This window comes from Pseudomonas sp. SHLD1, from assembly GCF_028640935.1.
Classification (GTDB): domain Bacteria; phylum Pseudomonadota; class Gammaproteobacteria; order Pseudomonadales; family Pseudomonadaceae; genus Chryseomonas; species Chryseomonas aestiva.
This window is the reverse complement of record NZ_JAQZAD010000013.1, coordinates 232,207-248,149: the sequence shown is the minus strand read 5'-3', so window position 1 is coordinate 248,149 and position 15,943 is coordinate 232,207. Positions and strand designations below refer to the sequence as shown.

Here is a 15,943-nt window from a genome sequence, read left to right as displayed (position 1 = left end):
AAAGTATGGGCGAAAGGCCGTGGCAGCGGCAAACCGCCCTCATCCGACCGCGGGTCGCCGGCGTTGATCCGCAGCGACCTGGCTTGGCCTATGCTGGCACCATGACGCCCTTCGCCGAGCTGCACGCCCTGCCCCGTCGCCTGAGCCAGCCCCAGGTGCGCGACCTCGCCTGGACGCTGGTCGCCCCGCCCTTGCTGGAAGCCGCCGATACCCGTCATCCACTGGCCGCCAGCGACTGGGCGCGCCATCCCGAACGACTGGCCGACTGGCTGCGGCAACAGGACGCGGCGCCCGCGGCCCTGGCGGCCTGGCTGGCCCAGGGCAGCGATCGCCGGCTGGGGCGCCAGTACGAAAGACTCTGGCAATTCGCCCTGGCGCGCGCCCCGGGGTTGAGGTTGCGCGCGGCCAACCTGCCTCTGCGTGACGGTGACCGTACCCTGGGCGAACTGGACCTGCTGGTGGAAGACGCCGAGGGCGTCCATCACCTGGAACTGGCGGTGAAGTTCTACCTGGGCGAAGGCCCAGCGGACGCGCCGCGCTGGCTGGGTCCCGGCGGCGAAGACCAGCTGGCGCGCAAGCTCGCCCATCTGCGCCAGCGCCAGCTGCCGCTGTCAGCCACGCCCCTGGCCCAGGCCAGCCTGGCGGCGCTGGACATCGCCGCCCCGCAGGCGGCGCTGTGGCTGGGCGGCTATCTGTTCCAGCCGCTCGACCGCCCCCTGCCCTGGCCGGCTGGCGCGCTGCCGCCCCGACAACCCCAGCTGTGGTGCGCCCGCGAGCAACTGCCGGACGGTCCCTGGGAGGTGCTGCCCAAGGGCCACTGGCTGGCACCCGCGGTCGCCGACACGCCCTGCCTGCCGCTGCCGGACGGCGAGCCGATCTGGCCGCAACTGCTGGTGCGACGCGATGCACGCGGCGACGAAGAGGCGCGGCTGTTCCTGGTGCCTGCGGGCTGGCCGGTTCAGCCAGTTGCCAATGCCGCCAGCTGAGTCTCCAGCGCACGGCGGCCCTGCAGGCCACCACTGTGGACCAGCACCAGGCGACTGCTAGGCGCCAGCGCCCCGCCCTCGATTTCCTGGCGCAACGCCAGCCAGAGCTTGCCGGTATAGAGCGGATCAAGGGTGATCCCGGTCTGCGCCACGAAGTCCGCCATGGCCCGCGCCAGCTCGGCATCGAGGCGGCCGAAGCCGCCGCGGCTGGCGTCCAGCAGGCGCCAGTTCGAGCGGGTGCGCTGCGCGAGCAACCGGTCGAGCGTGGCTTCGACGCCATGCCCGGGTGGCACTGCCAGGCCGCCCACCACCTGCCAGGCGGGATCGGCGGCGCGGATCACCCCAGCCAGGGTGGTACCGGTGCCGGCGGCCAGCCAGAGTTGCTGGCAATCGGGCCAGCCCAGGGCGGCGAGTCCCTGCCGCACCTCCGTGACGATGGCCGCGCAGGCCGCGGCGGCCTGCTCGTCGCAACCCCCTTCGGGAATGGGCAGCAACCCGGGATAGCGCGCCTGCCAGGGTTGCCAGAAGTCGGCGTCATGGCGGCGGCGATAGCCGCCATAGCCCAGCCAGTGCAGGATCATGCCATTGGCCTGTAGATCCTGAACCGTGGGCGTCAGGCAGGGCTCACCACGCAAGAGGCCGACGGTGGCGAAGCCTTCCTCGCGACCCAGGGCGGCCAGCGCGTGCAGATGATTGGAGTGCGCACCGCCGAGGCTGATGAGCCCGCGGCCCTCGCCCCGGGCCAGGCGTTCGCGCCAGGGCTGCAGCTTGTAACCCTTGTTGCCGTTATGCCCGGCCGGACGCTGATCCAGGCGCAGCACCGCCAGGCGCAGGTCCCGCGCCGCCAGGGCGGCGAGCTGCACCTCCTGGAGCGCGGCGGGCCGGAGAAAGGTCATCAGCCAGGCGCTCAGAGATTGGCGACGTCACCATCGCTGTCATCGCCGCGGTGCTCGGCGCACAGGGTCGAGCGCAGCGGATCGAACTGGGCGGGATGTTCCACCCGTACCACCGGCCGCCCGCAGCGCTCGCCCTCTACCTCGGCCTGGCAGACCGGCTGCTGGTGATGTTCCAGCCAGCGCTGGTACTGCTCACGACTGACCTTGCAGTGCTCGGCGACATAACCCAGGGGATCGGTGCTGAAACGCGGAACGTCCTGGCGACTGAGGATCAGATGACCGGCGCCGGGCTGGAAGGTGACGAACAGGATGCCCTGGCGCGCCAGGCGCTCCAGCTGGCCTTCGTTGCTGTCGCCGATCAGCTGGGTGCAGCGTTCGCGCAGCTGGCGGATGTCTTCCTGCAACTGGCCGTCCAGCTCGTCGCGGTACTTGAGTTCCACCTCGCGGATGGTCAGCTGGTTCTTCAGCTCGCCCACGGCGGCGGCCACCCGGGCCTCGCTCTCGGCTTCGGACTGGATGCGCAGCGCCTCGATCTTGTAGAGGGCGTTGCGCTCCAGGGTGCGCATCTGCTCGTTGAGTTCTTCGCGCTGCTGGCGAGCCTGCTCGTGCTGCTGCTCCAGGTGCTGGGCCAGGGCGGCATAGCGCACCTCCAGCTCGGCCTTGGCCGCGCGCACGTCGTCGGCGTCGCGCTGCAGACGCGCCAGGTCTTCCTGGTGCTGGCGGGTCAGGGTCAGCAGCCGGGTGCGCTGACCGGCGATCAGCTTGTCCAGCGCCTCCTGGTGTTCCTGGGCGAGGATGCGGCGGACCCGTTCGAGACGGGCCTCGACGTCGATGCCGTCGGCGGCACTGGGGTGGTATTCCCCGGCCAGCTCCACCTCGCCATCGCGCGGCGCGACCAGGCCCAGGCAATCGCGGATCGCCTGCCAGTCGTCATGCTCGGCCTCGCTGCGTGGATCCCAGAGATCACCCTGGTGCCAGGAAATCGGACAATGACTGCGACTGGCCAGGCGGATCGGTCCGGCGCCCAGGTCGGGGCCGACATCGCCGCGCTCGGCCAGCTCGCCCAGCGGCAGGTCCCATTCCGGCAGCGGTTTGCCCTGGGCATCGAAGGCCAGCAGGAAAAACACCGCGGCCTTGACCCGGCGGTGATCGTCCAGCAACAGATAGACGAAGCGATGGCGCCGTCCGGCGCAGTCGAGCAGCGTCTGGTCGCCCTGCCAGAGCGCCTGAAAATCGGGAAACAGCAAGGCGCGATTCACACCCTGGTCGCCGAACCCCAGCACCACCGGGGTCAGTACCGCCTCTTCGTTCAACGTCTCTGCCATCTCTCGCCGCGTGCTCTGTCGATCCCACATGAATACCGAGGCCGGCGTCTCGCCAGCTGGCGACCGGACCTGCGTCCGCCCGCCGACCTCTGGCGGCGACGCGGTCGACCCGCGTCTCCGCCCGACTTCTCCGACGCGCCGGGCCCCCACCCGACGCATCAGGACGGCAGCTTAGCCAATCCTGGTCGGCGGGATGGAAGAGAGGGCAGACATTGGGACGAGGGTCGGTCCGGAACCGATGTTATGCGGAATGGATCACAGAAATCATCCCTGATTGCAACGAAGAGTTACAGCTCGGCGGCCAGGCGAATGGCCTGATCGATGGCGCGCTTGGCATCGAGTTCAGCGGCGACATCCGCGCCACCGACCCGATGCACCGCCACGCCCGCGCCGAGCAACTCGTCTTCCAGCTCGCGCAGGGACTCCTGGCCCGCGCAGAGCACGACGTTGTCGACGTCCAGCACCTGCTCGCTGCCATCGGGCAGCCGCAGGCGCAGGCCGGCGTCGTCGATACCCAGGTATTCCACCCCGCCCCACGCCTGGACGCCACGCTGCTGCAGGCGCGCGCGGTGGATCCAGCCAGTGGTCTTGCCCAGCCCCTTGCCGGGTTTGCCCGGCTTGCGCTGCAGCAGCCAGACCTCGCGCGGCACCGCCGGCGGCGTGGCCGGGGCCAGCCCGCCGCGACTGCTGAAACTGGGGTCTATGCCCCACTCGCGGTAGAAGGCGGTGATGGGTTCCGCCTGCTGATGGCCATGGGTGAGGAAATCCGCCACGTCGAAGCCGATGCCGCCGGCGCCGATCAGTGCCACCCGCCGCCCTACCGGCTTGCGCTCCAGCAGGACGTCCAGGTAGCCCAGGACCTTGGGGTGGTCGACCCCCGGAATGGGCGGCACCCGTGGCGTCACCCCGGTGGCCAGGATCACCCCGGCGAAGCCCCCGGCCTGCAATTCGGCGGCGCTGACGCGATGGTTGAGGCGGACATCCACCGCCAGTCGCTCCAGGCGACGCTGGAAATACCTCAGGGTCTCGCCGAATTCTTCCTTGCCGGGAATGCGCCGGGCGACATTGAACTGGCCACCGATACGCTCGCTGGCCTCGAACAGCACCACCTGGTGGCCGCGCTCGGCCAGGGTGCAGGCGGCCGCCAGGCCGGCTGGCCCGGCGCCGACCACGGCGAAGGTGCGGACCTCGACGGCGGGCAGGATCTGCAACTCGGTCTCGTGGCAGGCGCGCGGGTTGACCAGGCAGCTGGTCAGCTTGCCGGCGAAGGTGTGATCCAGGCAGGCCTGGTTGCAGGCGATGCAGGTATTGATCTCGTCGGCGCGGCCGGCGGCGGCCTTGGCGACGAAATCGGGGTCGGCCAGCAATGGCCGGGCCATGGACACCAGGTCGGCCTGGCCGGCGGCGAGGATGGCCTCGGCCACCTCGGGGGTGTTGATGCGGTTGGTGGCGATCAGCGGCACCCGCACCCGGCCCTTGAGCTGGGCGGTGACGGCGGCGAAGGCGCCGCGCGGCACCAGGGTGGCGATGGTGGGGATGCGCGCCTCGTGCCAGCCGATGCCGGTGTTGATCAGGCTGACCCCGGCGTCTTCCAGACAGAGCGCCAGCTGCAGGCATTCCTCGGGGGTGCTGCCCTGTTCCACCAGATCCAGCAGCGAGAGGCGGAAGATGATCAGGAAATCCGGGCCGGTCGCCATGCGGATGCCTTCGACGATGGCCAGCGGCAGGCGGCAGCGCCGGGCGAAGTCGCCGCCCCAGCGATCCGTGCGGTGGTTGGTCCGCGCGGCGATGAACTGGTTGATGAAGTAGCCTTCGGACCCCATCACCTCGACGCCGTCGTAGCCGGCCTGCAGCGCCAGCGTGGCACAGCGGACGAAGGCAGCGATCTGCCCCTCCACCTCGGCCTCATCCAGCTCGCGTGGGGTGAAGGGATTGATCGGCGCCTGCAGCGCCGAGGGCGCCACCAGCTGGGGGTTATAGGCATAGCGACCGGCGTGCAGGATCTGCAGGCAGATACGCCCGCCGGCGGCGTGGACCGCGTCCGTTACCGGCCGATGGTGCTCGGCCTCCTCGGCCGTGGTCAGCTTGGCCGCGCCCTTGGCCACCGCCCCCTCTTCGTTCGGCGCTATGCCGCCGGTGACGATCAGCCCCACCCCGCCCCGCGCTCGCTCGGCGAAGAAGGCGGCCATCCGCGCGAAGCCGCCGGGTCGCTCTTCCAATCCGGTGTGCATGGACCCCATCACCACGCGATTGCGCAGGGTGATCGACCCCACGGGCAGGGGTTCGAGCAGATGCGGATAGCTATCAATAGGGGTGGTATTACGGGGGGCAAGCTCGATCATGGCGGTCTCCGGTGGTTGGCCTTTCTGGGAAAGCCTGGCGCCACGATAGGAGCAGCGTGGTCTGGCCTCAATCACCGGAAATGACAACCTCTTTACCCAAATGTACAGCCACCCCTTGGCAGTGGCGGCCTGGTCTCCTACCCTGAGCACCTTTATCTCGCCCGGCCCGGGAGGCTGGGACCGCTCTGGAGTGCCGATGCGCAAGCTCGTGTTCCTGGTGCTGATCGCCCTGTTCGCCGTGCTGGCGGGCTGGGTGGCCCAGCGGCCAGCCTTCCATTACCTGTCGGATCTGCGCAGTAGCCTGGCGGTGGACCTGACCACCACGCCAGCGGCGGCCACCACCGGCAACCTGCTGGGGATCGAGCCCGAACTGGTCGCCCTGGACTATGGCAATCCCGCGCGATTGCGCCTCAAGCTCGATGCATACCTGGCCAATGCACGGCGCCTGGGCCTGATCGGCGCCCAGACCATCGTGGTGCTGCCCGAGCATCTGGGCACGCCCCTGGCGCTGATGGGCGAGAAGCCCGAGGTCTATGCCGCGGCGCGCAGCGAAGAAGCCATCCAGTGGCTGCTGCTGGGCAACCCATTGCGGGTGGCTCGCGCCTGGTTCCAGGCCGAAGGCGACCGGCGCCTGGCCGACAGTCTGTTGCGCATGAAGGCCTGGGACATGGCCAGCGCCTATCAGCAGCTCTTCGGCGGCCTCGCCCGCCAGTACGGCGTCACCCTGGTGGCCGGCTCCATCGTCCTGCCCGGTCCGACCCTGGTCGACGGCGAATTGCAGGTGGGTACGGGACCTTTGCGCAATGTCACCCTGGTCTTCGGACCCGACGGCAAGGTGCTCGGCCAACCGCTGGTGCGACCGCTGACGGCCAGGGACAGCGGTGACGATCTCAGCCCGCCCCTGCTGCGACTGGAGACGCCGCTGGGCCGTCTCGGCGTCATCCAGGGTAGCGACACCGGTCGCGCCAGGGTGCTCGACGATCCCCAGGTGGAGCTGCTGGCGATCCCCGCCCTCGCCTCGGGCGCCACCCCGGCACCGGCACCCTTCGACATCCAGCGCCTGCGCGCCGCCGGCATCCGCGCCGCCCTGGAAGTGCAGCTGCGCGGCCGCCTCTGGGAATGGCAGGCCGACGGCGGTAGCCAGGCCTTCACCCCGGATGCGACCGCGGCCACCGACTCCACCCAGGCCGGAAGCAAGCTGATCAATCTGCGGCTATGAGCGCGCCGGCGCTGCGCCTGGGCGACCTTTCCACCGGCTTCGTGCTGGCGCTGGCGGCCGCCGTCGTCCAGCGGGACGCCGATGCCGCCGGCCTGCTGGCACGCTTCGGCCTGACCGCGGCGCGGCTGGCCGAGCCTGGCGGACGGCTGTCGATCCCCCACTACATGCGCCTGGGCCATGCCGCCCTGGAACTGACTGGCGATTCGGCGCTGGGGCTGGCCATGGGCCGGGCGATGCGACCGGCCTTTCTCGGTCTCGCCGGCATCACCGTGGGCCAGGCACCGGACGTGCGCCATGCCGCCGAAACGCTGCTCGGGCTGGAACCGCTCTATGGCCGCAACTACCGGGGCCAGTCGCGCTATGCGGCCCAGGGCCGCGACGCCTGGCTGCATTTCTATAGCATTAGCCCCTACAACGGCTACAACCGCTTCGTGGTGGACGTGGTGCTCAGCGCCTGGCTGGCGCTGCTGAGCGCGGTCGCGAAACGCTCGCTGCAACCGCGCCGCGTCCTCATCGAATACCCCGCACCGGCGGACGTGGCACCCTACGAGGCCGCCTTCGGCTGCCCGGTGGAATTCGGCGCCGCCGAGAATGCGCTCCTGCTCGATGCCGCGACCCTGGCCCTGCCCGGGCCCGAGCATTGCCCGGCCACCTGGCGCCAGCTGCTGGCGCTGAGCGAAGCCGAACACGGCCGCCTGACCCGCACCCGGGGTCTCACCGAGCGGGTGGTCGAAGTCATGGGGCCGCTGTTGCGGCACGGCGAGCCGACCCTGGAACAGATCGCCAGCCGGCTGCGTCTGCCCTCCTGGACGCTGAGGCGCAAGCTGGCCGAAGAAGGCACCCAGTACCGCACCCTGCTCAACCTGACCCGCCGCGACCTGGCGCTGGCCTATATCCGCGATACCGAGGCCAGTTTCGGCGAGATCGCCTATCTGCTCGGCTTCGCCTCCCCCGCCGCCTTTCAGCGCGCCTTCAAGCGCTGGACCGAGCAGACGCCCGGCGACTGGCGGCGTCTCCAGCGGCAGGGAATGGCCAACTGAAGGGAGCATAGGCAAGGATCAAGGGTCGTAACTTGCTGATCCTTCATCAGGACCATTGTCGCCCCATGCCGAACTTCCTGCTCGCCCTGTTGCTGCTGTGCCTGGCGTTGCCCCTGCGCGCCGCCGAAACCCCTGCCCCGGCCCCGGCCCCGGCCCCGGCCGGCCTCGATCCCCAGCAGGCGCGCCAGGTCGCGGCCCTGCTGCAGGATCCGCAGCGCCGCCAGGAGCTGATCCTGACCTTGCAGGCCATCGCCAGCCAGCCGGCGAGCGCGACCGGGACGAAGGCGGCGCCGGCGGCTACGACAACCGCCGCCACTGCGCCAGCGGCAGCCGCCCCGGCGGCAGGCGAGGAAAAGGCGCTGGTACCGCTGGAAGCCAATGGCCTGATCGCCCAGACCCTCAGTCGCGTCGGTCGCTGGGCCGACAACCTGGGCAGCGAGCTGAACCAGGTGCAGCGGGCCGTGCGTACCCTGCCCGACTGGTCGCGCGCCAGCTTCACCTCCGAAGCGGGTCGCCGCGCCCTGCTGCAGGCCCTGCTGACCCTGGCCACCCTCTTTGCCGCCGGCCTGGTGGGCGAGTGGCTGATCCATCGGGCGCTCCAGCGCCCGCGGCAACGGCTGCAGCGCCATGCCGATCTTGCCGACACCCGCGCCCGGCGCCAGGCCCAGCAGCAGGCGGCCCGGCAGCCCCCGCCCGCGGCCTCGGTACCGGCGGCCGAGGAGGCCGCCACCCGCCCGGCCGAAGCCGCGGTGGCCCTGGTCAAGACCCAGCGTGATGGCGTGGATCAACTCGAAGAAGTGCCCATCGCCCCATCCGACAGCGCCGCACCTGCGCCAGCCGCACCGGCGACCGAGTCCACCGCCACTGCCACTGCCACCGATCCCGCACCCGCCAACCGCGCCCGACCCAGCGCCGAGGAGCACTGGACCACCCTGCGGCACCTGCCCTTCGCCCTGGGACTGCTATTGCTGGAACTGCTGCCGCTATTGGCCTTCTGGGCCACGGCGGCGCTGCTGATCCACTATCTGGTGGGTTCGGATGCCAATCAGCGCGAGCTGGTTGGTGGCTTCCTCGGTGCCTATCTCACCACCCGCCTGGTGCTGATCGTCATCCGCCTGCTGATCGATCCCGCCGCCCACGGCATCCGCCTGCTCAAGGTCAGGACGGCCCTTGCCTGTACCCTGCTGCGCTGGCTGCACGCCTTCGTCGCCCTGATCACCTTCGGCCTGGCGCTGGCCCAGGCCGCGGACATCCTGGGTGCCAACGAAGAGGGCCGCGAAGCCATCGTCAAGCTGGTCTCGCTGCTGGCCCACCTGTTGGTGGTGGGGCTGATCTTCCATGTCCGCCGTCCGGTGGCCACCCGTATCGCCGGGCGCCAGGATGGCAGTGGCGCCCTGACCGTGCTGCGCGCCTGGCTGGGTCAGGTCTGGGCCGTATTCGCTGCCGTGTTCGTCATGGGTGGCTGGACCATGTGGGCACTGGACATCGAGAATGGGCTGCCGCGGCTGATGAATTTCGTCGCGCTTTCCGCCGGCATCGTGATCCTCGGGCGCCTGGCGGCGGTGTTCCTGCTCGGCCTGCTGGGTCGGCTGTTCCAGCCCGCCACCCCCGAAGGCGGCAGCGCTAGCGACGTGCACCTGCAGCGCTACTATCCGCTGGCGCGCTGGCTGGTGGGCGTGATCGTCACCCTGATCACCGCCCTGGCCCTGTTCCAGTCCTGGGGCTGGGGCGTGCTGGACTGGTTCGGTGACGGCAGCATCGGGCGCAGTCTGCTGTCCGCCTTTCTCACCATCCTCATCGCCGCCGTCATCGCCGTGGTGGTCTGGGAAGGCGCCAACGCCACGGTGAATCGTCGGCTGAGCAGCTGGAACGAACGCGGCGACACGGTGCGGGCCGCCCGCCTGCGTACCCTGCTGCCCATGCTGCGCACCGGCCTGTTCATCCTGGTCGCACTGATCGTCGGCCTGACCGCCCTGAGCGAGCTGGGCATCAACACCACGCCACTGCTGGCCAGTGCCAGCATCATCGGCGTGGCCCTGGGCTTCGGCTCGCAGAAGCTGGTGCAGGACTTCATCACCGGTATCTTCCTGCTGCTGGAAAACGCCATGCAGGTGGGCGACTGGGTCACCGTGGCCGGGGTCTCGGGCACCGTGGAGTACCTGTCGATCCGCACCGTGCGCCTGCGCGCCGGTGACGGCTCCCTGCACATCGTGCCCTTCAGCTCGGTGTCGGCGGTCAACAACATCAACCGTGGGTTGGGCAACGCCGCCCTGCGCATCAGCGTGGGCTACGCAGAAGACATCGAACGCGTCATCGCCGAACTCAAGGACATCGGCGCCGGCATGCGCGCCGACGAGGCCTTCAAGGACCTCATCCTCGCCGATCTGGAGATCTGGGGCGTGGACGCCGTCGACGGCTCCATGGTGACCATCGCCGGGCAGATGAGATGCCTCGACAAGGGCCGCTGGGGCGTGCAGCGCGAACTCAACCGCCGCATCCTCGAACGCTTCCGCGAACGCGGCATCGAGATCGCCAATCCGCGCGCCAGTCTGCTGCTGCCCAGCGAAGCCGGTATCGTGCCCTCCTCGCCCATCCAGCCACGGCCTGCGGAGTAACAGCTGTGCAATACCGTCAAGACGCCTTCAACGGCCTGATCATCGACGCCGCCTCGCTGCCCACTACCCGCGAGGCCTTCGCCCCGGCGCTGGCCGAGTTGCTCGCCGACGCCCGCCGCGACGGACGCAATCTGATCTGGCTGACCCTGCCGCTGGCCCTCGGCGAGCTGGTCGGCGTGGCCACCAGCGCCGGTTTCGTCTTTCACAACTGCCTGGAGCAGGAACTGACCCTGGTCTGGCGCGGCACGCCCACCGCCTTCGCGCCCTTCGTGCCGACCCACAGCCTGGGCGTTGGCGGCCTGGTGCTCAATGCCCGTGGTGAACTGCTGGCGATCCGCGAACGCGGCAGCCAGGGCTACAAGCTGCCGGGGGGCCATGTCGAGCTGGGTGAAGACCTGGCGCCTGCGGTGATCCGCGAGGTCTGGGAGGAAACCGGCATCCACAGCGCCTTTCGCAGCGTGGTCGGCCTGGTGACCACCCACCCCTACCGCTTCGGCAAGTCCAATCTCTATGTGGTCTGCCGCCTCGACCCCCTGAGTGCCGACATCGCCATCCAGGATCCGGACGAGATCGCGGACGCCCGCTGGCTGGCGTTGCCCGACTACCTGGCAGATCCGGGCAACAGCGCCTTCAATCGCGAACTGGTGCGCAGCCTGGCGCGGGCGGAGGGCCTGCAGTCGAGCGCGTTGAACAGCGAGCGCTATCCCAAGGCCGAGGTCTTTCTGGCTCAGCCGTCGAAGGACTGATCCATGCTTTCGGCCGGATGGGCGTCGCGCGGACGACCCACCGGGCGGGCGGGAATGCCCACCACCGTGGTGTGGGGCGCCACCGGATGCAGGACCACGCTGTTGGCGCCGATCTTGGCGCCTTCGCCGATCTCCAGATTGCCGAGGATCTTGACCCCGGCGCCGATCATCACCCCGCGACGCACCTTGGGATGGCGATCGCCCTGCTCCTTGCCCGTACCGCCCAGGGTCACCTGTTGCAGAATGGAGACGTCGTCCTCCACCACCGCGGTTTCGCCGATGACGATGCCGGTACCGTGGTCGAGCATGAGGCCGTGCCCCAGCCGCGCCGCCGGATGGATGTCGATGGCCAGCAGCCGATTGCAGCGCGCCTGCAGGTGCAGGGCCAGCAGCCGCTCGTCGTTGTGCCAGAGGGCATGGCTCAGGCGCTGGGTCTGCAGTGCCAGGAAGCCCTTGGAGAACAGAAAGATCTCCAGCAGGCTGGCATAGGCCGGATCCCGTGCCAGCACCGCTTCCAGGTCCGCGCAGGCCGCCAGGGTCAAGGCCGGCCACTCGGCGTGCAGGGCAGCGAAGCGTTCGGCGAGGGCCTCGGCCTGCCGTGGATCCTCCGCCAGGGCCTCGGCGCAGCGCCGGACCAGGGCGGCGGCCAGATCGACCGGCTGCAGCAGCGCTCGCGTCAGACCCTCGGCCAGGGCCGGGGCGTCGCGGCGCCCGGCCTCGGCCTGGGCGCGCAGGAGTTGCCAGAGTTCGGGAGCGGAGCGAGGCGGCATGGCGGGACAGGGTCCTTAACGAGGGGCGCCAAGCTTAGCGGGCGCGGCTGGTAACGTCTTGTACATCAGGGTGGTGCTGTCACGGCGTTCGGGTTGGCGGGCATCCAGGGCATAGCCGGGAATCCTGCCGACCACCTGATAGCCCAGCGACAGATAGAGCGGCTCGGCATGGTCGTCGCTGCGGGTGTCCAGGGTCAGCAGTTCCCGCCCCTGGGCCTGGGCGGCCGCCTCCACCGCCTGCATCAGCCGGCGTGCCAGTCCCTGGCGACGGCAGTCCGGATGCACCAGCAGCTTGACCACGTCTGCGCGGTGCGGCTGATTGGCCGGGGTATCCAGGACCAGTTGCACGCTGCCGACCACGCGGCCGTCCTGCAACGCGGCGAACAACAGCCGGGTGCCCCGGGCCAGGCCCGGGGCCACGGCTTCGGTCCAGAAGCGCCGGTTTACAGCCTCGGCCAGCGGCAGGATGAAGCCGATGCTGGCGCCCTGCCCGACACAGGCGGCCAGCAGTTGCTGGAATTCATTCAGATGACTCGTGAAAGCGGCGGCGTCGAGCTGTTCGATACGCAGGGAAGCACTCATGGACACACCTCAGATCATGAACAGGAGATAACGGGCGCCCGCCGGGCCGCTGAGGAAGCGACTGCCACCCCAGAGGCGATAGCGCAGGCAGTCGCCGACTCCCAGCCGATAGGGCTGCTCTTCGATCCACAGCTGCAACTCGCCTTCGAGCAGGAGCAGATGGTGTTCGAGGCCTGGCCGGGGTGATGCCTGATAGCGGATATCCACTCCCGGCCCCAGCTGGCTCTCGATGACTTCACCCGCCAGGGCCTGGGCCGGCGGCGAGACCGAACGACGGGTGAAGGCCTGCCCGGGATCGGCCCAGATCTGCTGCGCCTGGCGCTCGACCTGGGCCGGATAAGCGCTTTCCACGCTATGCAGCAGGCGCGTCAGGGTCAGGCCGTAGGCCGAACAGAGCTGCCCGAGAACCGCCGTGGTCGGGCTAACCTCGGCGTTTTCCAGCCGAGACAGTGTCGCGCGACTGACCCCGCTCAGGGTTGCCAACTGCTCCAGTGACAGATCGTGCTCCAGGCGCAGGGCCTTCAGCCGGACGGCAAGACGTTGATCAAGCATGGTCACCTCCCAATTTAGGGATTTTTTCTCACATTCGGGAAAATTTGGAAAGTTTTTTTGCAAGATTCGCCTCACTGGACTTGTTGACCAACTTCCTATCGCATTAAACTTTATCGGAAGAATTATATCGCCGATTGTCCAGCACCCTGATCGATCGACTCAATTTCCTGGTGAAGCGCTCTGGCTTGGCTGTCGCCCCATTATATCGTCAGGCGAACAGCGTTATCCTGTAACGGCAATGAGAAACGGCGCTATTGAATCGGCGATAAATTTACGCGTGAAAAAAGAACAAGCTCCTGGCGAAGACGTCTGAATCAAGACTGCGGCGAAGCCCAGCCCGGATAAGCCCTGCAGCCAGATGCAACAAGACATTTCAGCCTATGACAGACAGCCTGCTGGAATACTGTCGCTCTGCTCGCCGATTCTTCTACAGCTCCTGTACAAGTTGCGGCCTGACGGCTCTAGCCAGGCTATCGTTAAATAAAAGTCTATATTTAACTTGCACGTCGTATAACAAAAATCCCCTTTATCACCTCGCTCGAACTCGCCTTCCATACCCCCACTCTCAATAACCGAAACGCCTAGCCTTTGGGGAGCGCGGCGTTCGACTCTTCAATAATTGAAAGTGGGAGAAGTTCTGATGGCCAACAAGAGCAGCAATCCAGGCAACTTCGCCAACAATCGCGATCGCGCCGCCGAGGCTGGTCGCAAGGGTGGGCGTGCCAGCGGCGGCAATTTCGCCAACAATCCGACACGGGCTTCCGAAGCCGGGCGCAAGGGTGGCCAGAACAGCCATGGCACTCGCCGATCCGAAGCGGCGAATGACGCCGAGGCGACCTGAACCGCGTTCCTCGACGCTGTCCGGCAGCCCTCCAGGCATGGCAAGACCTGGCAGGCTGCCCTTTCCGTGGTCGCTGTTCCATCGCTGCCGGCACTGCAGGCTCCTGAGCCCCGAAGTGCGTTACAACTCACACAAATGCATGACCGTGCTACTTTTATCGGACAACCCGAGTGCTCCCCAGGGCTCACTCTTTCCGCCTCTGTCCGTCTGCGCCGGTGCCCATGCTCAACAACATTCGCATCCAGAACAAACTCTTCGCCGGCTTCGCCGCCATCATCGCCCTGGTGGTTCTGCTGCTCTGGCTGACCTATGCCGCCTTGCAGAGCCTGGTCGACGCCAATCGCTGGGACCGGCACACCGCCGAGGTGCTGCTGTCGGTCACGACGCTGGACAACAATCTGCTCGAGACCCGGGCCAAGCTGCGCAACTACTGGTATTCCGGCTCCACTGCGGACGCCGACGTCGCTCGTCAGGCACTGGGGCCCCTGGCCGCAGCCGTGCGCGTGCCGCAGCGGCTGACTCAGGACAATCCCGACCAGCAGCAGCGCTTCGCCCGCCTCACCGCGGACCTCGACACCTGGCGGCAGCAGACCTTCGAGCCCCTGTTGCGCCTGCGCGACACCGGCAACCTGTCACCGGTACAGCTGGCCAACGAGCCCCTGATCACCGCCCTGACGAGCCAGGTCGCGGCCATGCGTCAGCAGATCCAGACCATCGGCGACGAGGAGCGCCGCCTGTACGCGCAACGGGCGGACCATACCGAGGAGGTGCGCAATCAGCTGACCTGGACCCTGGTCGCCGGTGGCGCCCTCTGTGTGCTGCTGGCCGCCCTCATCGCCTGGCTGCTGTCCCATCACCTGCTGCGCTCGGTACGCCGGCTGACCGATACCGTGGCGCGCATTTCCGCGGGTGACAGCGGCGCTCGCGTGGCTGTCCAGGGCCGGGATGAACTCGCCCAGGTAGGCCTGGCCTTCAATCAGATGGCGCAGCAGATCCAGGATGACCATGCCCGCGAGCAGGTGCTGATGCAGCGCCTGCGGGCCGATGTCGACGACCTGCTCGGATTGGTCAGCAAGGCCGCCGCCGGTGACCTCACCGGGCGGACCGCGGTCAGCGGTGACGACGCCATCGGCCAGCTCGCCCGCGGCCTGAGCAAGATGATCGAGGACCTGCGCGGCATGCTCGCCAAGGTGCAGCGCGCCGGTATCCAGGTGACCTCTTCCACCACCGAGATCGCCGCTTCCTCTCGCCAGCAGGAGGCCACCAGCATCGAGCAGGCGCAGACCAGCGTTGAGGTGCTGAGCACCACGCGGGAAATCGCCGCCAACGCCAATGCCCTGGTACGCACCATGGAAGAAGCCGTGCAGGTGGCGGACGAGACCACCGAGGGCGCGGAACAGGCGCGCAGCAGCCTGGCGAGCATGGACGGCACCATGCAGCGCATGGTGGCCGCCACCGATTCCATCAATGCCAAGCTCGCCGCCCTGTCGGAGAAGTCCAGTCACATCAACAAGGTGCTGACCACCATCACCAAGGTGGCCGACCAGACCAATCTGCTGTCGCTCAACGCCGCCATCGAAGCGGAAAAGGCCGGTGAGGCAGGACGCGGTTTCTCGGTGGTGGCCACCGAGATCCGGCGCCTGTCCGACCAGACCACCGCGGCCACTGATGACATCGAGCAGATGCTCAAGGACATGAATTCCGCGGTCTCTGCCAGCGTCATGGGCATGGACAAGTTTTCCGAGGAAATCCGCCGCAGCGTGCAGGAGGTGGCCAGCGTCAGCGATCAGCTGGCCGAGGTGATCGAGGACGTGCAGAAGCTGCCGGCACGCTTCGACATCGTGCTGGAGGGCATGCAGTCCCAGGCGGTGGGTGCCGGCCAGATCGCCGAGACGATCACCCAGCTCAACGACAGCACCCAGCAGACCACCGAGGCGCTCAAGGCCACCAGCGAGGCGGTCCAGTATCTGCAACAGGCGGCCCAGGACCTGCAGAGCAGCGTCGCCACCTTCTCGGTCACCCGTTGACC

Annotated in this window: 13 protein-coding genes and 1 pseudogene; 8 read left to right on the top strand and 6 right to left on the bottom strand. The window is 68.4% G+C overall.

All coding sequences use genetic code 11. The annotated features are described in order from the left end of the window. Positions 1-5 precede the first annotated feature (5 nt). Entirely contained in the window at positions 6-986 is a 981-nt protein-coding gene (locus PVZ77_RS06605) for a DUF1853 family protein (protein ID WP_273829828.1), read from the top strand. Here PVZ77_RS06605 and PVZ77_RS06600 read toward each other — a convergent pair. The 3 genes from PVZ77_RS06600 to PVZ77_RS06590 form a co-directional block, all read right to left on the bottom strand. After that, positions 959-1,882, bottom strand: a complete 924-nt coding sequence (locus tag PVZ77_RS06600; RefSeq protein ID WP_273806008.1) for a 1-aminocyclopropane-1-carboxylate deaminase/D-cysteine desulfhydrase — start codon at positions 1,880-1,882, stop codon at positions 959-961. The two genes, PVZ77_RS06605 and PVZ77_RS06600, sit on opposite strands and share 28 nt — an antisense overlap. 11 nt (positions 1,883-1,893) lie before the next feature. Beyond that, positions 1,894-3,207, bottom strand: coding sequence for a chromosome partitioning protein ParA (locus tag PVZ77_RS06595; RefSeq protein WP_273806007.1), 1,314 nt, complete (start codon positions 3,205-3,207; stop codon positions 1,894-1,896). Positions 3,208-3,494: 287 nt separating this feature from the next. Then, a complete protein-coding gene (locus PVZ77_RS06590; RefSeq protein WP_273806006.1) occupies positions 3,495-5,549 on the bottom strand; it encodes an NADPH-dependent 2,4-dienoyl-CoA reductase in 2,055 nt (684 codons plus the stop codon). 196 nt (positions 5,550-5,745) lie between these two features. Here PVZ77_RS06590 and PVZ77_RS06585 point away from each other — a divergent pair, with 196 nt between their 5' ends. The 4 genes from PVZ77_RS06585 to PVZ77_RS06570 all read left to right on the top strand — a co-directional run bounded on the left by PVZ77_RS06585 (position 5,746) and on the right by PVZ77_RS06570 (position 11,169). Then, entirely contained in the window at positions 5,746-6,768 is a 1,023-nt protein-coding gene (locus PVZ77_RS06585) for a carbon-nitrogen hydrolase family protein (protein ID WP_273806005.1), read from the top strand. Continuing rightward, positions 6,765-7,808, top strand: a complete 1,044-nt coding sequence (locus PVZ77_RS06580; protein ID WP_273806004.1) for an AraC family transcriptional regulator — start codon at positions 6,765-6,767, stop codon at positions 7,806-7,808. The genes PVZ77_RS06585 and PVZ77_RS06580 overlap by 4 nt, the downstream gene beginning before the upstream one ends. 65 nt (positions 7,809-7,873) lie before the next feature. Next, entirely contained in the window at positions 7,874-10,423 is a 2,550-nt protein-coding gene (locus PVZ77_RS06575; RefSeq protein ID WP_273806003.1) for a mechanosensitive ion channel domain-containing protein, read from the top strand. Between the two features lie 5 nt (positions 10,424-10,428). Continuing rightward, positions 10,429-11,169 (top strand): NUDIX hydrolase, encoded by a 741-nt coding sequence (locus tag PVZ77_RS06570; RefSeq protein ID WP_273806002.1) that lies wholly within the window; start codon positions 10,429-10,431, stop codon positions 11,167-11,169. On the opposite strand, the gene cysE is transcribed toward PVZ77_RS06570, so the two are convergent. The 3 genes from cysE to PVZ77_RS06555 are packed head-to-tail and all read right to left on the bottom strand — an operon-like array spanning position 11,151 to position 13,073. Then, positions 11,151-11,939: a serine O-acetyltransferase gene (gene cysE / locus PVZ77_RS06565; protein ID WP_273806001.1), complete on the bottom strand. Its 789-nt coding sequence runs from the start codon at positions 11,937-11,939 to the stop codon at positions 11,151-11,153. The genes PVZ77_RS06570 and cysE overlap by 19 nt on opposite strands. A gap of 15 nt (positions 11,940-11,954) precedes the next feature. Continuing rightward, positions 11,955-12,521, bottom strand: a complete 567-nt coding sequence (locus PVZ77_RS06560; RefSeq protein WP_273806000.1) for a GNAT family N-acetyltransferase — start codon at positions 12,519-12,521, stop codon at positions 11,955-11,957. A gap of 9 nt (positions 12,522-12,530) precedes the next feature. Beyond that, positions 12,531-13,073, bottom strand: a complete 543-nt coding sequence (locus PVZ77_RS06555) for a helix-turn-helix domain-containing protein (protein ID WP_273805999.1) — start codon at positions 13,071-13,073, stop codon at positions 12,531-12,533. On the opposite strand from PVZ77_RS06555, the gene PVZ77_RS06550 reads away from it, so the two are divergent. The 3 genes and pseudogenes from PVZ77_RS06550 (at position 13,072) to PVZ77_RS06540 (ending at position 15,941) form a co-directional block, all read left to right on the top strand. After that, the gene (locus PVZ77_RS06550; RefSeq protein ID WP_273805998.1) at positions 13,072-13,386 is read left to right on the top strand and encodes a hypothetical protein; all 315 of its coding nucleotides are present in this window, start codon (positions 13,072-13,074) and stop codon (positions 13,384-13,386) included. The genes PVZ77_RS06555 and PVZ77_RS06550 overlap by 2 nt on opposite strands. 351 nt (positions 13,387-13,737) lie before the next feature. Continuing rightward, positions 13,738-13,914 (top strand): annotated as a pseudogene (locus PVZ77_RS06545) (general stress protein); the annotation flags it as partial. A gap of 221 nt (positions 13,915-14,135) precedes the next feature. Then, the gene (locus PVZ77_RS06540; RefSeq protein ID WP_273805996.1) at positions 14,136-15,941 is read left to right on the top strand and encodes a methyl-accepting chemotaxis protein; all 1,806 of its coding nucleotides are present in this window, start codon (positions 14,136-14,138) and stop codon (positions 15,939-15,941) included. The last annotated feature ends 2 nt before the right edge of the window (positions 15,942-15,943 follow it).

Excerpts from the sequence above, each read along its gene's own strand:
- PVZ77_RS06605 (WP_273829828.1), top strand. The coding sequence starts at position 6 with ATGGGCGAAAGGCCGTGGCAGCGGCAAACCGCCCTCATCCGACCGCGG.
- PVZ77_RS06600 (WP_273806008.1), bottom strand. The coding sequence starts at position 1,882 with ATGACCTTTCTCCGGCCCGCCGCGCTCCAGGAGGTGCAGCTCGCCGCC.
- PVZ77_RS06595 (WP_273806007.1), bottom strand. The coding sequence starts at position 3,207 with ATGGCAGAGACGTTGAACGAAGAGGCGGTACTGACCCCGGTGGTGCTG.
- PVZ77_RS06590 (WP_273806006.1), bottom strand. The coding sequence starts at position 5,549 with ATGATCGAGCTTGCCCCCCGTAATACCACCCCTATTGATAGCTATCCG.
- PVZ77_RS06585 (WP_273806005.1), top strand. The coding sequence starts at position 5,746 with ATGCGCAAGCTCGTGTTCCTGGTGCTGATCGCCCTGTTCGCCGTGCTG.
- PVZ77_RS06580 (WP_273806004.1), top strand. The coding sequence starts at position 6,765 with ATGAGCGCGCCGGCGCTGCGCCTGGGCGACCTTTCCACCGGCTTCGTG.
- PVZ77_RS06575 (WP_273806003.1), top strand. The coding sequence starts at position 7,874 with ATGCCGAACTTCCTGCTCGCCCTGTTGCTGCTGTGCCTGGCGTTGCCC.
- cysE (WP_273806001.1), bottom strand. The coding sequence starts at position 11,939 with ATGCCGCCTCGCTCCGCTCCCGAACTCTGGCAACTCCTGCGCGCCCAG.
- PVZ77_RS06560 (WP_273806000.1), bottom strand. The coding sequence starts at position 12,521 with ATGAGTGCTTCCCTGCGTATCGAACAGCTCGACGCCGCCGCTTTCACG.
- PVZ77_RS06550 (WP_273805998.1), top strand. The coding sequence starts at position 13,072 with ATGGTCACCTCCCAATTTAGGGATTTTTTCTCACATTCGGGAAAATTT.
- PVZ77_RS06555 (WP_273805999.1), bottom strand. The coding sequence starts at position 13,073 with ATGCTTGATCAACGTCTTGCCGTCCGGCTGAAGGCCCTGCGCCTGGAG.
- PVZ77_RS06540 (WP_273805996.1), top strand. The coding sequence starts at position 14,136 with ATGCTCAACAACATTCGCATCCAGAACAAACTCTTCGCCGGCTTCGCC.